Source organism: Halobacillus ihumii, from assembly GCF_902726645.1.
GTDB lineage: Bacteria > Bacillota > Bacilli > Bacillales > Halobacillaceae > Halobacillus_A > Halobacillus_A ihumii.
Map to the genome: position 1 here is coordinate 3,823,938 of NZ_CACVAO010000001.1, position 17,787 is coordinate 3,841,724.

Consider the following 17,787-nt stretch of genomic DNA (forward strand, 5'->3'; position numbering starts at 1 on the left):
ATTTGTCTTACGTAGAACCACTTGTCGCTACAGCCTTCTTGTACTGGGAACACATTCTCTCTAGTTCCTTCAGCACATCATGGAAACAAAGTAATTCATACATAAGAATAGTTTGTGGCGGAAGCTGGTGTTGAGTTTTGTCGGAGTATTCCACATGTAACTCCTTCCACTTCCAGAATAGATGATCGAGCTTCTCAACTTTTTTATATTGGTCTTCGCCTATTTTGTGTTCCTGATCTTCCAATGTCTCCGCAAAGCACTGGACAATTTCCTTAAGGAGCGTTCTCTCTTCTGGACTAAAATCATCAGGTTCAACATGTGCATACTGTAAATTCCCAAGGTGGTAAGCTATTTGTTGAAGAGCAGCCAGCTTTTTTTGTGAAAGCTGAAAGGCACTCATTTGCTCAATCGTATGACGGTGATATTTCCACTCTTCCCTTTGATACTGTGACAATTGAAACGCTTTTTCCAGTTTTGCAGTTAACTGACGATAAGAGCGTGAAATATTTCGGGTCTTTTCGTTAGAATTTCCTTTATTGCTTGAAATTATGCGAATCGTTAACTGTGACGCATGAGTAAAAAGATCGTTTATAGTCTTATCAATAATAGGAAAATAGTTAGGCGGCATAAGGAAAAAATTAACAAAAGTTGAGACGACGATACCAATAGAAGTAGTACCCAGTCTGGTAAGAAATGAAACAAAATAATGATCATGAAATTCCGGAATCATGGCTGTAGCAGTAATAGTAGCAACAATAATTCCATCATCCAGCTTAAGTTTGTGACAGATGGCTATCGTTAGCATAGCCGCTAAAGCATAGGTTATTGCTTCTTTTCCCAAGAGAGCATAAAAACTTGTCGCTAATAAAGCTCCTATTGCTGATGCAGGAAAACGAACCGTTGCTTTTTTGATTGAGTCTGCAGCTGTATGTTCGATTGTTACAATCGCAGTTATGACTGCAAAAACGACCGGAAAATTAAAAAAACCACAAATAAGTGCGGTTATAAACACGGAAACACCTGTTTTAATTGTACGACCGCCTAATAAATTGAAATTCGTAAAGGGTTTGAGCATCCTTATCACCTTTAGCTTTCAAGTGGTTACTGAGTCACAATTTGTTATTATATCTTAAAATTTATCAAAACGATAGTAAAAATGGAAAACAATATACTATAATATAGAAAGTGGAAATACATAACAGCTTTGGGGGGCTTTTTTATGAAACAAATGATAGGGGTATTGTTGTTGGCCATGTTACTTGCGGCTTGTGCGGGAGGACAGGCCGAAGAAACACAGGGAAGTAAGCAGCAGGAGACGTCAGAAACAGACGAAATTGCGGCTGAACAACGTGATGAGAAGACTGATAAAGAATCTGATAATGAATCTGGAGAGAAAGAGAACTCCCAACCGGAAGAGGATGAGAACACAGAAGATGAAACAGTGGTAGCAAATGCCGTAGAACCAGAATACGAAATTACAGAAGTTTATTCTTTTAAACCTATAAATGATGCAAATGAACAAGTTGCTTTGTTAACATTTGATGACGCTCCTGATGAACATGCTTTAGAAATAGCCAAAAAGTTAAAGGAACTGGACGCACCTGCAATATTTTTTGTGAATGGACACTTCTTAAGCAGTCCAGAGGAGAAAAAAGTATTAAAGCAAATCCATGAACTTGGTTTTGCCATAGGAAATCATACAGCAACTCATGCAACATTACCAGAATTAACGAAGGAGCAACAGAAGAAGGAGATCAGCGGGCTTAATGATAAGGTGGAGGAGATTATCGGGGAGCGACCTGAATTTTTCCGTGCTCCACACGGTATGAATACTGAGTATTCAAAGCAACTTGCTGCAGAGGAAGGGATGCTCGTTATGAATTGGACATACGGGTACGACTGGAAAGCTAAATATCAAGACGCTGAGGCTATAGCTGATATTATGGTTAATACGAATCTTCTCAATCCAGGAGCAAATTTATTAATGCATGATCGGGAATGGACCGCGAAAGCAGTGCCGGAAATTGTGAAAGGCTTGAGAGGAAAAGGGTATGAACTATTAGATCCTTCCTTAATCAAAACTCCTTAAATCAAAGTAAGAACCAGAGACGAAGGTTGTCTTTGGTTCTTTTTTAATGCGGAAATTCGTAAACTTAAAGGGGAGCTTATTAGTATGACACATTTAATAAAAAGTTATACTTTTGGGGTTGATTTTTTTAATGTGCCATATTAAAATAAACATACAGTGAAACCGATTACAAAAAAAGGTGGGGATACAATATGGGTACAATCGTATGTCAGAACTGTCAAAAGGTTATTGAGCATTTTGAGAATGAGAAGGTATCAACCCTTTACAGTAAGTGTCCTTCTTGTAATAAAGCGAAGAAAAAGTAACAGCAGCAAAATCCACCCTCCTCTAAAATATAGAGGAGGGTGGATTTTTTATTGAAAAATTCGAATTGGTAGCAGACAGGGGTGGGCTCTATTCGGCCGCACTGGAAGGAGATTCGGCCCTGCTGAGAGATTATTCTGACCAAAGGAGCGTTTATTCTACCCAAAGTCTAAACTTTTCTGACCCAACAGGGCTTTTTTCTACCCAATAACGGATAGATTCTTACTTAATGAAATATATTCTGCCTTTCACGTATGAAAAAACGTGCCCGCTCACCCTGAGCGGCACGTTTCTTTAATAGATCGCTTTGTGTTCTTTAATAACCCGCAGTGTTTCTAGTGTATCATCCTCCGGTCCCTGTACAGGCAAGCCGGCTTTGACATTTTCACGAATATAGTGGAGGTTATCGTCTGTAATAATTTCACCAGGAATAAAAATTGGGATCCCAGGCGGGTAGACCATAATGAATTCAGCACTGATTCTCCCGACCGATTCTGCAAACTGCACAATTTCTGTTGCTGCATAGAAAGCATCACGTGGAGTTAAAGCCAGTAACGGGATCTCGGGCACTTGAACAGGAACATGCTTGTACTCAAATGATTGCGGATGGCTCGTTACAAGTTCTTCTAAGGCCGCTATGAGGCGGCGGATCTCCTGTTCCTGATCTCCCGGAGTTATGATGCATAGAATGTTATAAAGATCTGATAGCTCCACTTCAATATGATGATTTTCCCTTAGCCACACTTCAACATCATATCCTGAGAGTCCAAGGCTCTTTACTGAAATAATCAGCTTAGTCGGGTCGAAATCAAACGTGGCATCACTTCCTAACAATTCTTCCCCTGGACAATGGAGAGGTGTGAGTTTGTTGATCTCATTTCTTGCGTAATCAGCGAGCCGAATCGCTTCTTCCAGCAGTTCCTTCCCTTTTACTGCTAACTGACGCCTTGCTGTATCAAGGGAAGCAAGTAACAAATAGGAAGTGGAGGTCGTTGTCAGCATAGAGAGCACAGCTTGGACGCGTTCACGAGAAACGAGTCCTTCGCGCAGGTTGAGGACAGAACTTTGGGTAAGTGCCCCTCCGAGCTTATGAACACTTGTCGCAGCCAAATCAGCACCGGCTTGCATCGCTGAAGCTGGGAGCCGTTCGTGAAAATGAATATGAACTCCATGGGCTTCATCTACCAGGACAGGTATATCAAAAGAGTGGGCGATTTGCACAATTTGAGTTAAGTCCGCTGATATTCCAAAATAGGTTGGGTTGATTACGAGCAAAGCCTTTGCATCCGGATGCGCATCACACGCCTTTTGAACGGCCTCGGGTGTGATTCCGTGTGAAATTCCTAACTGCTCATCCAGTTCAGGATGAATAAAAATTGGCGTTGCGCCAGAAAAAATGATCGCAGTCGTCACAGACTTATGAACATTGCGCGGTACAATGATTTTGTCACCCGGCTGGCACACACTCATAACCATCGTCATGATCGCTCCAGATGTCCCTTGTACAGAGAAAAAGGTGTAGTCAGCCCCGAAGGCTTCAGCAGCAAGAGTTTGGGCCTCATCTATAATTCCTTGAGGGTGATGTAGATCGTCTAATGGTTCAATATTTATTAAATCAATAGAGAGCGCAGGGTCTCCCATAAAGTGGGCAAATTCCTGATCCATTCCTTTTCCTTTTTTATGACCAGGGATATGAAATTGAATGGGGTTCTTATCAGCGTGCTGCTTGAGCCCGGTAAATAATGGCGTAAGATTTTGATTCAAGATGATCACCTCTTTAGTAAGCATGAAAGCAAATGAATTATAGCAGAGGAAAGCAGCTGTGGCTAGTTTAATTATGTCGAGACAGGTCGATGAAAAGAAAGGTCGCTTTCTAGAAAGTCTGATTCCATACGTGGTAAGATAAGACGAGGAGGGGATGAAATGATGGAATGGAATAATCGTGTAACTGAAACATTAGGCATTACTTATCCTATTATTCAAGGGGGGCTGGCGCATTTAGCGTACGCTGAATTAGCGGCTGCTGTTTCCAATGCAGGAGGACTTGGCCAAATTACAGCTATGAGCATGGGCCAGCCTGCAGAACTTCGTGATGAAATACATAAATTAAGACAGTTGACTCGTCAATCGTTTGGCGTCAATTTCGCTATTGGCCAGCATGGTCGTCCTTTTGAAGAAATGGTACAAGTCGCGATCGATGAAAAAGTACCGGTTATTTCTGTGACTGGGGGAAATCCTAAACCTGTCATTGATATGGTGAAAGACACACCCATTAAAGTATTAGTGTTAGTTGCTGCAAAACGTCAGGCTGAAAAAGCGGAAGAACTCGGAGCAGATGCTGTGATGGTGGTAGGTCACGAGGGTGGTGGACACTTAGGAAGGTCAGACACGAGTACGCTTATCCTCACCCCGCAAGTTGTGCAAGCTGTATCCATTCCCGTGATCGCTTCAGGCGGAATCAGTGACGGGAAAGGTTTAATGGCTGCCCTGGCATTAGGTGCTGAAGGAATTGAAATGGGGACTCGGTTTATTGCAACGAAAGAATGTGTGCATGCTAATGAAGCATACAAGCGTGCTTTAGTTGAATCCAATGAAAGTTCTACCGTTGTCATTAAGCGTTCACTCGGAGCACCGGCACGGGCGTTGAAAAATTCCTGGACAGAGCAAATTTTAGAGTTGGAAAAAGACAACCGTGGTTATGAAGGGTTAAGATCGTACATTAGCGGAGAAGCAAATAAACGCTATATCCATAAAGGCGAAGAGGATGGTTTTGCCTGGGCCGGCCAGGTGGCTGCTCGTATTGAAGATGTGCCTTCAGTTGCAGAATTAATGGACAGAATCATAGCCGAAGCAGAAGCTATTCGGGGCAAATGGTCTAAATAGAAAGGGGGCCTGACCGTGAGTTACAACTACCCTATAGATGAAGTCTATTGGTCAAAAGAAGAAATCATTGATGTGGTCAATTTTTACTCATTAGTTGAACAGGCTTACGAGTCTAGTGTTAAGCAGGATGAGTTGTTACTTGCTTATACGAGATTTAAGCAAATTGTGCCATCCAAAAGTGAGGAAAAACAACTTTGTGGCAAGTTTGAGAAAGAGTCTGGCTATTCCTGTTATCGAACTATAAAACGGGCTAAGTCATCGTCAGCAGGCGAGAAAATCAACATGTCATAGTAATCATAAAGAACGGCGAGGGATAAAGCTGCCCCCGCCGTTCTGTTCGTTTAATAAGAGTCTTTAGCATATTGATAAAGCGGCTGCAGTGTCTGGAATGTATCACGGCATAGGTGGATAAACGCATCGGGATCTGTAATGTGGTCATCATCTCGGCTAAGCTGAAGCCCACAAAGAATTTCAGCTTTTTTCACCTGCTTCAGCCTTGTAAACATCTCATCAAATTTTTCATCGGTTATGTCCTCTTGTACAAAAGCATCCGGTTTTGTATGGTCAATTGACCAGACGAAATGATCGGGGATAATGCTTCTGATCTCCTTTTTATGTTGAAGCAGCTTTTCGCCAAATGCTTCTTTTATAGGACTTTCGTAAATCACTGCAAACCAAATAAACACATGACTTTCCCACATTCCAATTTGAAAGTGGGGAAGTTTCTTGTACCCTCGATTATTTGAAGCAAGGGCTGCCCACGTATCATTTGGCGGGTTTGTTGTCCTTCTGGCATGTTTAGCAACGTGAACGAACATTTCATCACCAGTCATCGCAGTAACATCAGGCGCTAGCTCCGTAGCAATGGTATCAAGCTTAGGTGATATTCTTTCCCTTAACGCTTCCATCCGATCTTCCAGACCTGGAATGGAAAATACGTCAAAATCTTTTTGATTAAACCCTGTAAAGTCACTCATGTTTTTCACTCCTCTATATTCTAATGGAATTTTATCATATAAGCGGAAGATGTCTAAGCAAAGCGTTTAAATGGTTTGGATTATAGTAAATTGGGTTATTTATAGAGTAAACTTACAGTACTTGTGGACATATATATAATTAAGGATTAGAAGGGGAGGAAAGAGCAATGAAACATGTAATGGAAGCGTTGCGTAAAAAAGAAGCTGAAGAAAGGCTCCCAGTCATCCGTTTAGAAATTGATTATGAATTAGTTACCTTGCATGATGCGATGCTTGCTCAAGACCAAGAGCAGATTGATGCATGCAAAGTGAGACTAGCTAAACTGCGTCAACAGTTACTGGATTGGTTATCTTAAAAAAGAGCATTGGAGCAGTTGCTCTCAGCTTGTAGAGAAACTCCTCGTTTTCTCTACAAGCTTTTTTGTGTGTATGCTCGGGATAAAGGGCTTTCTAGACTTTTTCAGCCATCCAGATTCATCAAATGATAGAGAGCACTTTTATCTTCGAAAGATGACTTCTAGTTTTTGCTAATTATGTGCAGTTCATGCATGGATCTGATACGATATAGGGATACTACCGTTTGAAGGAGTTTTCCAAGATGGATAAATTACAACGAACAAACTTATATAAGCAGGCTGAAGAATGGGTACTTGAAGCAGGTCAACGCATACGAGAAAAGATTGATGATCCGAGAACGATTCAAACAAAGTCCAATGCCAACGACCTTGTGACAGAAATGGATCAGCAAACAGAGCAATTCTTCGCTGAGAAGATAAGGAAACAATACCCTGATCATTTTGTGTTTGGAGAAGAAGGCTTTGGGGATGACATTACCAGTTTAGATGGGACGATTTGGATCATTGATCCGATTGATGGAACAATGAATTTCGTTCATCAGAAACGGAACTTTGCCATCTCTGTTGGAGTTTATGTGGATGGAGTAGGCGAGATCGGTCTGATTTACAATGTAATGGAAGATACGATTTACACAGCTGTTCGTGGGGAAGGGGCGTATAAGAATCATCATCGTCTTGCCCAGCTGCCTAAGGAAAAGCAGTTAAATCAGTCGATCTTTGCTTTAAATACAACGTGGATGCTGCCTGAGAACCCTTATATTTCACATAAAGGTGTCCACGATTTTGTCAAAACAATAAGAAGTACGCGTACTTACGGATCCGCTGCATTAGAGTTCGCCTTTGTGGCCGAGGGAATTATCGATGGCTATCTGACAATGACGCTCATGCCGTGGGATATCGCAGCAGGGGTGGTTATTTTAAAAGAAGTCGGAGGTGTGGTGACAACAGCCGATGGTCAGGATATCGATATGCTTCATCAAACGACGGTCTTAGCCTGTCATCCTGAACTCCATAATGAAGTCATTGAAAATTTTGTTGATTTGAAACAATAGAAAAAGCTGCCCGTTCAGGCAGCTTTTTCTTATGCGTTTTGTTGCTTTCTTTTTTTCGATAAGCCAAAGCCCATGATGGCAAAGCCGGCTAGAAACAATAACACGGCCAACCAAAATAACTGCTGGCCGATGGCGAAACCGACCAGTACAAAAGATAAAATGACCAAGAAGGCAAGTCCAAACATATTCCAATTCATGATCTATGTTCACCCCATTCTCTCTCATTATAATAGAAAACGGAGGGAAAGAAAATGATTGAGGAAATGAAACCTTCGAGAAAAGAACAGTGGCATTGATAGGAATGATTTAGTATGATGGATGTGGAGAAGAGAAAGATGGTAAAGGGGGTCCATCCATATGGAGAAAACGTCCACTTTAACGGTGCCAGCAGATTTATGGCCGGTGGCTGACTTCTTTTTTAGAGGACTGGGAAGTGAAGTGAATTTGAATAACGAAGCGGAAGTGGCTGTATTGTTTCGCTCGTTTTTTCTCTTATATTTAACGGTTGTAGTCTTAGCGATTGTTACGTTTAAGCTGGGTTTTGCCAGAAAACTGCCCCTCGCAAAATCGATTGTTGTTTACGCGGTGCTTGTTGTAGGGACATTCATACTTACCTTGATTTTAGGATTGAATTTGCCGATTGCCGAAAGTCTAATGGTGGCAGCGTTAATTTTAGGTACTTACCGAGTGCGGCTTCATAAAGAACGGAGCGGCCGTGAAAGCCGCCAATCATAAACAAAAGCCCTGACTATTTGGAGTCAGGGCTTTTGTTCTATCTAAGATTATGATAAATGTTTTTCGCGTTTTCTTTCTCGATTGAAACGGAAGTCACCTGTTTGCAAACGTTTCTCTGTGTTTTCTTTAATTCGATCGTGGCAGGACGGACACATATACGTGTGAATCCTGCGGTTTCGTAATCGCTTCGCCTGTAAAGAATAACTGTCAATTTTCTTAATTGTATCGCATAGTACACATTTTACACGCATGTCCTCACCTCAAGTCCTTTTCACTATGCCTTTATCATAACATGTTAAGCTCGATCACGCATTTTTCTGAATCTATATGTTTCAATTAAATAATTTGAGGGAACATAAGTGCTAGTAGAACATGAAAGGATGATTTGATGAAGAAACGTTGGTTATTTACTGCAGTAGGAGCAGCGGCTGGAGGAACATTAGCTTATTTTATGAAAGACGAGGATAATCGTCAGCGAGTAAAGGATAAAGCAAAGACGGTGCAGGCTAATTTCATGCAGGATGGTCAAAAGGCTGATATGCCTGTAGAGGAAGCCGGCCAGCCAGAAGAAGTTTCTAACATGGAAAATTCCAAAATGGTTTCTGAGGGATCCCAGTTTGGCGTCCAGTACTACAATGAACTGACTGAAAAAGAGCGGGAAATTCTAGAAAAAAGTAACAGCTAAATCCTTATGGATTTAGCTGTTTTTGGTCATGAACTGACTTGTGAGGTGATTTACTGTTCTTTGGACTGTTCCTTTTCAAGTTGTTTAAGCTTTTCCTTATCTTTTTCAGGAATAGACCCTTTGTTTGAATCCTGAGATTCAGGCTGGTCCTCTATCGGTCGCTCCGGCATATAACGGGCAACAATTTGACTCAGTTCTTCGGTTACGGCCTGGACCGGGTGTCCTTGTGAAATTTTTTCACCGATGCCGCGCAAACGTTCGACCCCATCTGCATCTGCAATGATAACGGCTTCTTTTCCGTACGGGTCATGTTTCAAGGCTTCAGCTACTGAAAATTTAATCATCCCAACACGTCCACGGTCCAGGTCTTTATCGACATCGATGCCGACAGCTGCATATTGCCCAAGAACAACTGCTGTCGCATCATGCACGCCAGGTTCTTCCACAGCTATTTTAGCTAAATGACTAGCTGTTTTCTGGTTTGACATGTTCGGTTCCTCCACAGGGTCTGAATCGGTTACATATTTCATTTCCGAGTCGTTGCCCTGACCTTCTTGAAGCAGTTGTTTTTCACCTGTTTGCTGACATGCCGTCAAGCAGAGCAGGCCGATTACTAATAGTATTGTTTTCATACGAAACACTCACTTTTTTTAATTAGCTTGTGGATAATGTGAGTGTTTTATACAAAAAAAGGACAGCTTGTCTGCTGTCCTTTAGCCATCATTCAAAAATAATTTTTTTAATCCCTGTGATAGGGGCATCTTTGTTTGATCCGTCCTTGAAATACAGGTGGACCGGTCCATCTTCTTTTAATGGCTTTCCTGATTTTGAGAATAATAATAGCGACTCGCCTAATTCGTCAGCATCGATCGAATAATCGCCTTCATCAGTTACTAACACGGCTGAAGTCACCTTCGGATCCGGTTCACTCGTATGAATAAATGGTTTGATCGGCATTAAAAATGTTTCTGTTTTAATGAGTTCTTTCTCCGCTCGAGTGAGACTTTTGTTTACCGGCGGATTGATTTTCTGCTGATACATTTCGCGATCGAAGCGAAGTGATTTTCTTTTTAACTCGTCTTCCGCTTCCTCTTTACGGGAAGAAGCTTGTGAATTATGGAACACTTCATCATAAGTAAGTTTTCGGTCATCGAAAATCCAGACGGTTGGATCAAGGGTTATTGGGAATTTCACCTGACCTGATATTTGTACTATCAAGTGATGCGCCACCTTTCCTATTAAAAATCTTGCCTTATCAATCATAGCAAAAAATGAGAATGTTTTCATTGCTGGGAGGTTTACTTATGGATGAAAAAATATCAACGACTACATTGGAAGAATGGCTGGAGAACGTCAAACCGTTCGCTTATGATGGTCAGATTGCTGACTATATACCGGCGCTGGCTAAACAAAACCCGGAAGATTTAGCTGTTTCGATTTTTTATTTAGACGGTGATTGTGTCCATGCCGGCGATGTGGATACATGCTTTACCTTGCAAAGTATATCGAAGGTCATTGCACTTGCTCTAGCATTAATTGATAACGGGGAAGATTATGTTTTCGAACGGGTAGGCATGGAACCGACTGGTGACCCGTTTCATTCGATTTACCGGCTGGAACAGCATCGGCCTTCAAAGCCGTTGAATCCGATGATTAATGCTGGAGCGTTAGCGGTGTCGAATATGATTCACGGTCAGACTCCGGACGAGAAAGTGGGCAGGCTGCTGAGTTTCATTCATGAAATGACAGATGATCATTCAATTCGTTTTAATAGTGAAGTGGCATCCTCCGAATTTGAAACAGCGTTCTTAAACCGATCCTTACTTTATTATTTAAAGCAGCATAAAGTTGTCACAGGAAGTGTAGAAGAGACCCTCGATGCCTATACAAAGCAATGCTCGGTTGAACTGAATGTGCTACATCTATCAAAGATTGGCGCATTGTTTGCAAATGAAGGCAGAGATTTGAATTCAGGCAGGCAAATTATTCCTAAACATTTTGCCAGAATATGCAAGACCTTCATGGTCACATGTGGGATGTATGATGCGTCCGGTTCATTTGCGATTAAAGTGGGTATACCAGCAAAAAGTGGGGTATCTGGCGGAGTAATGGGTTCTCTAAATGGTTTTGGGGGCATTGCCGTTTATGGTCCTGCTCTTGATTCAAAAGGTAATAGTGTCGTTGGATTAAAGTTGCTTGAAATGTTGTCGAACCGCTACGACCTTTCGATTTTTTAGTCAAATCCCTAATAGTTTGTTGCAATTTTTCAAATGAAACGATACTATTAATAGAAGAAAGTTTGTTACTGGAGGGGATCTTAATGTTGTCTGATGTGGCTGTGGATCATCGTGAAAAGGCCTACGCCCTTCTAAAAGCTGATGCTGATAAAATTTTACGATTAATAAAAGTACAAATGGACAACTTGACTATGCCTCAGTGTCCTTTATATGAGGAAGTTCTAGATACTCAAATGTTTGGGTTGTCACGTGAGATACATTTTGCTGTGCGCTTGCACTTAATCAGTGAAGAGGAAGGCAAAACAATACTGGATAACTTAGAAAAACAACTCAATGTTTTACATGAAGCTGCTCAGAATTCGTGACGGAAGAACTCAAATTGCGACGTACTTGTTGTAATTTGAGTTTTTTTATACCCGTTAGCGCTTTCATATAGCTTTAAGTATGTAAATAATCAGAATTGTCATATAAGAAGGAATTGTGACAACTTTTATAGAAAATATACATAGTAGGGATGAATGATATGTTACAACGATTGAAAACCTATGACTTCACATTACTTTTTGCCCCTATTGCTTTAGTATCTTTTGGCACTGTCATGGTTTATAGTGCGAGTATGGTATACGGGCCTGTTGTTCTTGACGTATCCAGTAATCATTATTTGGTCAAGCAGCTACAATGGATGGTTCTAGGAATTATCCTTTTATTCTTTATGTCCGCTTTCCCATATCGTCACTTTAAACGATTGGCCAAAGCGACCGTACTGCTAATGGTCGTTTTATTAATCGGGTTGTTCCCCTTCGGGATGGCGGTCAATAATTCGTTATCCTGGTATGACCTTGGGCCGTTAAGTTTCCAGCCTGCAGAGTTCGTCAAAATTGGCATTATTATTTACCTGTCATCTGTGTATGCCAACAAGCAAAAGTATATTGGGAATTTTCCTAAAGCTGTACTGCCGCCCCTAGTGATCATTTCAGTGCTGCTCGGTTTAATTATTATGCAGCCAGATATTGGTTCTGCGGCGATTATTGGAATGCTGGCTAGTGTCATTATTATGTGTTCAGGGATCAAAGGGAAACATATCCTGCTGCTCGTTGTAGTGACAGCAGGTATTCTAATCATGGCAGGTTCACAACTCGTAACAGATGAAAGAATCAACCGGTTTACTGGTGCTTATCAGCCATTTGAAGCCCCGCAGAGTGACGGATATCACTTGATCCAATCATATGTTGCGATTGCGACAGGCGGGCTAACGGGTGTTGGACTGGGACAAGGTGTTCAGAAACTGGGTTATCTACCAGAACCGCACACCGATTTTATTATGGCAGTTATTGCGGAAGAACTGGGTTTTATAGGTGTTGTGATCACAGTGGGGTTATTGGCTACCATTGTATTGAGAGGATTGTACATATCGTGGCGATGTAAGGATGCATTTGGATCTTTACTTGCCCTCGGAATTTCATCGTTATTTGCTATTCAGTCCTTCATTAATTTAGGAGCTATGAGCGGTCTCTTGCCTATTACAGGTGTGACGCTGCCGCTTGTAAGTTACGGGGGATCTTCGCTTGTTATTATGATGATTTCTTTAGGGATTCTTAATAACATTGCAAGAACGGTAAAAGTCAAAGAGGAAGAAAGGGCAGAAACGTACGAACCAGAAAGGGAGCCCTTACATCGGACTAGACAACAAGGAGTGAGATCATGGAACTAAAGAAAATTGATAAGGTTTTAGTAGCCAATCGTGGAGAAATTGCTATTCGTGTTTTCCGTGCTTGTACTGAGTTAAATATCCGTACAGTAGCTGTGTACTCACAAGAAGATACAGGGTCCTACCATAGGTATAAGGCCGATGAAGCTTATTTGATCGGGGAAGGGAAAAAGCCGATCGATGCTTACCTTGATATCGAAGGGATTATTGAAACAGCTAAAAGTGTCGGAGTAGACGCTATCCATCCTGGTTACGGTTTTCTGTCTGAGAATATAGATTTTGCCAAAAGGTGTGAAGAAGAAGGGATTATCTTTATTGGGCCGACAAGCGAGCATCTCAATATGTTCGGTGATAAGGTCAAAGCAAGAGATCAGGCAGTCCAGGCGGACATTCCAGTCATCCCAGGAAGTGATGGTCCGGTGGCGGGCCTCCAGGAAGTTAGGGATTTCGGTGACCAGAATGGCTATCCATTAATGATTAAAGCAGCGATGGGAGGCGGAGGCCGCGGAATGAGGATTGTCCGTAGTGCCGAGAACCTTCAAGATGCCTATGACCGTGCTCGTTCGGAGGCTAAAGCAGCTTTTGGCAGTGACGAAGTTTATGTTGAGAAGCTTGTGGAAGAACCTAAACATATTGAAGTGCAGATCCTTGGTGATTTCGAAGGGCAGATTGTTCACTTATATGAACGGGATTGTTCTGTACAGCGCCGTCATCAGAAGGTTGTAGAAGTGGCGCCTAGTGTATCACTTCCCGAAGGATTACGAGAAAAAATATGTGATGCTGCTGTTACCCTTATGAAAAACGTAAATTACGTTAATGCGGGAACCGTAGAGTTTCTCGTCTCCAATGATGAATTTTATTTCATTGAAGTTAATCCGCGTGTTCAAGTCGAACATACGATAACGGAAATGATCACAGGTGTTGATATAGTTCAGACCCAAATTTTAATTGCAGAAGGTCATCACCTTCATAGTAAACAAGTAGGGATTCCGGGTCAGGAAGATATCCGTACACATGGCTATGCGATTCAATCACGTGTAACGACAGAGGATCCGCTTAACAATTTCATGCCGGACACCGGGAAAATTATGGCATACCGGACTGGTGGTGGATTTGGCGTACGTCTTGACGCTGGTAATGGGTTCCAAGGGGCAGTTATTTCACCCTATTACGATTCCTTGCTTGTGAAACTATCAACATGGGCTCTGACTTTTGATCAAGCTGCTCATAAAATGGTACGTAACTTGAAAGAGTTTAGAATTCGCGGGATTAAAACGAACATCCCGTTTTTACAAAATGTCATTCAGCACAGCCAGTTTCAATCAGGAGTATACAATACGACGTTTATTGATCGTTCACCGGAACTGTTTGTTTTTCCGAAGCGGAAAGACCGCGGGACGAAAATGCTAAGCTATATTGCTGATCGCACAGTCAATGGCTTTGAAGGTCAGGGAAGCAGAAAGAAGCCGACTCTTCCTAACCCGCGAATTCCACAGGTCAAATATTCAAATGACATTCCTGGAGGAACGAAACAGATTTTAGATGAAAGAGGCCCGGATGGTCTGGCAAAATGGTTGAAAGAGCAGAAAGAAGTCCTGCTGACAGATACAACCTTCCGTGATGCTCATCAATCACTGCTGGCAACAAGGGTAAGAACAAAAGATTTACAAACAATCGCAGAACCAACATCGCGTTTGCTCCCTGACTTATTCTCACTCGAAATGTGGGGCGGGGCGACCTTTGATGTTTCGTATCGATTTCTAAACGAAGATCCGTGGGAGAGATTGCTGACATTACGGAAGAAATCTCCTAATGTACTTTTCCAAATGCTGTTGCGTGCTTCTAATGCAGTAGGATATAAAAATTATCCGGATAACCTGATTCGCGAATTTGTGGAGAAGAGTTCCAACGCTGGGATTGATGTCTTTAGAATCTTTGATAGTCTAAACTGGGTTGAAGGAATGAAACTAACCATTGATGCGGTGCGGGAAAACAATAAGATTGCTGAAGCAGCGATGTGTTATACAGGTGATATTTTGGATTCATCCAGACCTAAATATGATCTGAAGTATTATCAAAACTTAGCTAAAGAACTTCAGGACGCCGGGGCCCACATCCTTGGCATTAAAGACATGGCCGGACTGCTTAAGCCTGAAGCAGCTTATCAGCTTATCTCGAGCCTGAAAGAGACGATTGATATTCCGATCCATCTTCATACCCATGATACGAGCGGCAATGGTATCTTTACTTACGCACGTGCCGTTGAAGCAGGAGTTGATGTAGTGGACGTGGCAACAGGCTCCATGGCCGGACTCACCTCTCAGCCTAGTGCCAATACGCTGTACTATGCACTGGAAGGCAGCGACCGCAAACCGAATGTCGATATTGATGCGTACGAACAATTAGGACATTATTGGGAAGACATAAGGAAGTACTATACTGACTTTGAAAGCGGCATGAAGGCGCCGCATACCGAAGTTTATCATCATGAAATGCCTGGCGGTCAATATAGTAACCTGCAGCAGCAGGCAAGAGCCGTTGGTTTAGCAGACCGCTGGGATGAAGTTAAGCGAATGTACCGCAGAGTAAATGATATGTTCGGGGATATTGTTAAAGTTACACCGTCTTCCAAAGTGGTCGGCGACATGGCCTTATTCATGGTTCAGAACGAGTTGAATGAAGATGATGTTTATGAAAAAGGTGAATCACTAGCTTTCCCAGATAGTGTTGTGGAACTATTTCAGGGCTATTTAGGGCAGCCTTATGAAGGATTTCCTTCAGAGCTGCAGCGAATTGTATTAAAAGGCAGACAGCCGATTAACGAACGCCCAGGTGAGCTGTTGGACCCCGTCGATTTCAAGGATTTAAAGGAAACGTTGTTCCATAAGCTAGATCGTCAGGTTACTAGTTTTGATATGATCAGCCATGCTCTGTATCCTAAAGTGTTCATGGATTATCACAAATTTACTGAACAATATGGCGACATGTCAGTTCTGGATACACCAACATTCTTCTACGGGATGCGTCTTGGGGAAGAAATTGAAGTGGAGATCGAACAAGGGAAAACGTTGATTGTCAAACTCGTTTCGATTGGTGAACCCCATGCCGATGGAACGAGAACGGTCTACTTTGAATTAAACGGCCAGCCCCGTGAAGTGGTTATTAAAGACTTGAATGTAAAAGCTACGGTCCAACAACGGCCAAAGGCAGATAAATCAAACACTAAACATATTGGAGCGAGTATGCCGGGAACGGTCATTAAGGTTCTTTCCGAAAAAGGTGACAAAGTTCAAAAGGGCGATCATCTCATGATTACCGAGGCCATGAAGATGGAAACGACAGTTCAAGCACCATTTGATGGTGTGATCAAAGAAATTTATGTCGGTAATAATGAAGCGATCCATGTAGAGGATTTACTCATCGAATTTGAATAGTATAGTAAAGACCTGGCACCTGTAATAAGTGTCAGGTCTTTTTCTAATAAAACAATATGATTACTTTGTCAAGCCCTTGCATTGTCGCTCGTAATTTGCTAGAACTATAAAGGTGTCAGTTTATTTTTTCCTAGATAGAAGAAGAGGTAAGCCTTTGCAAAAAAAGTGTCACATATTTGTCACATTTAAATAAAATTGTAAAGGAAAAATAGATTGAAGTGAAATTCCATGATACAATTATTTTGATGTTTCCATGAATTGCTTACTTTTGTGGAAAATGATGACTGATTTATAGCTAACTTGCCAATGCTATAAAAGAAAGAAGGAGGGAAGATATTTCGATGGACAACCCTAGAACAGTTGAACCTGGTGCTTCACATGTTGTGAACAATTCAACTGTCCGTGAAACGTCAATGATAGCTGATATAAAAAGCTTAATTAAAGTCGGAATAATAAACTCCAATCTGATTACAACGTTTACAGGGTTCTGGCTTGCCATGTATTTTACCGGTACAGGCTTCGCCGGTCATTGGCTGACATTCATATTGACCATGTTCGGAACCGCTTTCTTAATTGCGGGTGGATGTATTATTAATAACTGGTATGATAGAGATATCGATCACATTATGACACGAACGGTCAGCCGTCCCACTGTTACGGGGTCTATTCCATTGTCTGTAATTTTATGGATGGGGATTGGCACTTCGAGCCTTGGTTTTATTATTCTGTTATTCACAACCTTAGAAGCTGCCCTCTTTGGAGCATTTGGCTGGTTTGTTTATGTTGTGCTGTACACCATGTGGTCTAAGAGAAAATACACAATCAACACGGTAATTGGAAGTTTTTCCGGTGCTGTTCCGCCATTAATTGGCTGGGCTGCTGTTGAACCGGGACTACGGTTAGAAGCAGTTATCCTATTTTTAATTATGTTTATTTGGCAAACTCCTCATTTTTTAGCTTTAGCCATGAAGAAAAAAGAGGATTACAAAGCAGCTGGAATACCAATGCTTCCGGTTGTACATGGTTTTAAAATGACCAAACGGCAAGTAGTTGTTTATGTAGCTTGTTTATTGCCATTACCGATATACTTAGTTTCTTTGGGAGGAATATTTCTAACTGTGGCCTTCGTCTTGTCATTTGGCTGGTTGATACTGGGTTTAGCCGGATTCTTAATGAAAGATGATTATAAATGGGCCAAGTGGATGTTTGTTTATTCCTTGAACTATTTGACAATCCTATTCTTAACGATGGTGCTTGTCACATTGCCAGTTTCTTTTTAAGGTAACTGACTCTTTCTAAGAGCTAGTTCCAATAATATAATTCAATCA

The 17,787-nt window shown here is 41.7% G+C and carries 20 protein-coding genes; 13 read left to right on the plus strand and 7 right to left on the minus strand.

Going from position 1 to position 17,787, the window contains the following annotated elements:
- Positions 1-7: 7 nt before the first annotated feature.
- On the minus strand, positions 8-1,075 hold the full coding sequence (locus G6R08_RS19125) for an aromatic acid exporter family protein (RefSeq protein ID WP_163530311.1): 1,068 nt from the start codon (positions 1,073-1,075) through the stop codon (positions 8-10).
- A 144-nt stretch (positions 1,076-1,219) separates the two neighbouring features.
- Here G6R08_RS19125 and G6R08_RS19130 point away from each other — a divergent pair, with 144 nt between their 5' ends.
- Both G6R08_RS19130 and G6R08_RS19135 read left to right on the plus strand, forming a co-directional pair.
- Positions 1,220-2,089, plus strand: coding sequence for a polysaccharide deacetylase family protein (locus G6R08_RS19130; protein WP_163530313.1), 870 nt, complete (start codon positions 1,220-1,222; stop codon positions 2,087-2,089).
- Positions 2,090-2,280: 191 nt separating this feature from the next.
- Positions 2,281-2,394 (plus strand): GapA-binding peptide SR1P, encoded by a 114-nt coding sequence (locus G6R08_RS19135; protein WP_163530315.1) that lies wholly within the window; start codon positions 2,281-2,283, stop codon positions 2,392-2,394.
- A gap of 292 nt (positions 2,395-2,686) precedes the next feature.
- Here the strand turns inward: G6R08_RS19135 and G6R08_RS19140 are convergent, their stop codons facing one another.
- Positions 2,687-4,156, minus strand: a complete 1,470-nt coding sequence (locus G6R08_RS19140; RefSeq protein ID WP_163530317.1) for an aminotransferase class I/II-fold pyridoxal phosphate-dependent enzyme — start codon at positions 4,154-4,156, stop codon at positions 2,687-2,689.
- Positions 4,157-4,318: 162 nt separating this feature from the next.
- Here G6R08_RS19140 and G6R08_RS19145 point away from each other — a divergent pair, with 162 nt between their 5' ends.
- Both G6R08_RS19145 and G6R08_RS19150 read left to right on the plus strand, forming a co-directional pair.
- A complete protein-coding gene (locus G6R08_RS19145) occupies positions 4,319-5,275 on the plus strand; it encodes an NAD(P)H-dependent flavin oxidoreductase (protein ID WP_163531403.1) in 957 nt (318 codons plus the stop codon).
- Positions 5,276-5,290: 15 nt separating this feature from the next.
- The gene (locus G6R08_RS19150; RefSeq protein ID WP_163530318.1) at positions 5,291-5,566 is read left to right on the plus strand and encodes a UPF0223 family protein; all 276 of its coding nucleotides are present in this window, start codon (positions 5,291-5,293) and stop codon (positions 5,564-5,566) included.
- Positions 5,567-5,616: 50 nt separating this feature from the next.
- Here G6R08_RS19150 and G6R08_RS19155 read toward each other — a convergent pair whose 3' ends face one another.
- Positions 5,617-6,252 (minus strand): YktB family protein, encoded by a 636-nt coding sequence (locus tag G6R08_RS19155; RefSeq protein ID WP_163530320.1) that lies wholly within the window; start codon positions 6,250-6,252, stop codon positions 5,617-5,619.
- A gap of 167 nt (positions 6,253-6,419) precedes the next feature.
- On the opposite strand from G6R08_RS19155, the gene G6R08_RS19160 reads away from it, so the two are divergent.
- Together G6R08_RS19160 and G6R08_RS19165 are read left to right on the plus strand one after the other, a co-directional pair.
- Entirely contained in the window at positions 6,420-6,608 is a 189-nt protein-coding gene (locus G6R08_RS19160) for a hypothetical protein (protein WP_163530322.1), read from the plus strand.
- Positions 6,609-6,850: 242 nt separating this feature from the next.
- The gene (locus G6R08_RS19165; RefSeq protein ID WP_163530324.1) at positions 6,851-7,660 is read left to right on the plus strand and encodes an inositol monophosphatase family protein; all 810 of its coding nucleotides are present in this window, start codon (positions 6,851-6,853) and stop codon (positions 7,658-7,660) included.
- Positions 7,661-7,689: 29 nt separating this feature from the next.
- On the opposite strand, the gene G6R08_RS19170 is transcribed toward G6R08_RS19165, so the two are convergent.
- Positions 7,690-7,857, minus strand: coding sequence for a DUF5325 family protein (locus G6R08_RS19170; protein ID WP_163530325.1), 168 nt, complete (start codon positions 7,855-7,857; stop codon positions 7,690-7,692).
- Positions 7,858-8,017: 160 nt separating this feature from the next.
- On the opposite strand from G6R08_RS19170, the gene G6R08_RS19175 reads away from it, so the two are divergent.
- Positions 8,018-8,395 carry a YlaH-like family protein gene (locus tag G6R08_RS19175; RefSeq protein WP_163530327.1) on the plus strand — a complete coding sequence of 126 codons (378 nt, stop codon included), beginning with the start codon at positions 8,018-8,020 and terminating at the stop codon, positions 8,393-8,395.
- A gap of 47 nt (positions 8,396-8,442) precedes the next feature.
- On the opposite strand, the gene G6R08_RS19180 is transcribed toward G6R08_RS19175, so the two are convergent.
- A complete protein-coding gene (locus tag G6R08_RS19180; protein WP_163530329.1) occupies positions 8,443-8,646 on the minus strand; it encodes a YlaI family protein in 204 nt (67 codons plus the stop codon).
- Positions 8,647-8,783: 137 nt separating this feature from the next.
- Between G6R08_RS19180 and G6R08_RS19185 the strand changes: the two genes are divergently transcribed.
- On the plus strand, positions 8,784-9,080 hold the full coding sequence (locus G6R08_RS19185; protein ID WP_163530331.1) for a hypothetical protein: 297 nt from the start codon (positions 8,784-8,786) through the stop codon (positions 9,078-9,080).
- 50 nt (positions 9,081-9,130) lie between these two features.
- Here G6R08_RS19185 and G6R08_RS19190 read toward each other — a convergent pair whose 3' ends face one another.
- Positions 9,131-9,712 (minus strand): YhcN/YlaJ family sporulation lipoprotein, encoded by a 582-nt coding sequence (locus G6R08_RS19190; protein WP_163530333.1) that lies wholly within the window; start codon positions 9,710-9,712, stop codon positions 9,131-9,133.
- Between the two features lie 88 nt (positions 9,713-9,800).
- A complete protein-coding gene (locus G6R08_RS19195; RefSeq protein WP_163530335.1) occupies positions 9,801-10,298 on the minus strand; it encodes a hypothetical protein in 498 nt (165 codons plus the stop codon).
- 86 nt (positions 10,299-10,384) lie between these two features.
- Between G6R08_RS19195 and glsA the strand changes: the two genes are divergently transcribed.
- The 5 genes from glsA (at position 10,385) to cyoE (ending at position 17,739) form a co-directional block, all read left to right on the plus strand.
- Positions 10,385-11,317: a glutaminase A gene (gene glsA, locus G6R08_RS19200; protein WP_163530337.1), complete on the plus strand. Its 933-nt coding sequence runs from the start codon at positions 10,385-10,387 to the stop codon at positions 11,315-11,317.
- A gap of 83 nt (positions 11,318-11,400) precedes the next feature.
- A complete protein-coding gene (locus tag G6R08_RS19205) occupies positions 11,401-11,682 on the plus strand; it encodes an Fpa/YlaN family protein (protein ID WP_163530339.1) in 282 nt (93 codons plus the stop codon).
- A gap of 158 nt (positions 11,683-11,840) precedes the next feature.
- Positions 11,841-13,028 (plus strand): FtsW/RodA/SpoVE family cell cycle protein, encoded by a 1,188-nt coding sequence (locus G6R08_RS19210; RefSeq protein ID WP_163530341.1) that lies wholly within the window; start codon positions 11,841-11,843, stop codon positions 13,026-13,028.
- Positions 13,019-16,459 (plus strand): pyruvate carboxylase, encoded by a 3,441-nt coding sequence (gene pyc / locus G6R08_RS19215; RefSeq protein ID WP_163530343.1) that lies wholly within the window; start codon positions 13,019-13,021, stop codon positions 16,457-16,459. Before G6R08_RS19210 ends, pyc begins: the two co-directional genes overlap by 10 nt.
- Positions 16,460-16,800: 341 nt before the next feature.
- Positions 16,801-17,739 (plus strand): heme o synthase, encoded by a 939-nt coding sequence (cyoE, locus tag G6R08_RS19220; protein ID WP_163530345.1) that lies wholly within the window; start codon positions 16,801-16,803, stop codon positions 17,737-17,739.
- Positions 17,740-17,787 lie beyond the last annotated feature (48 nt).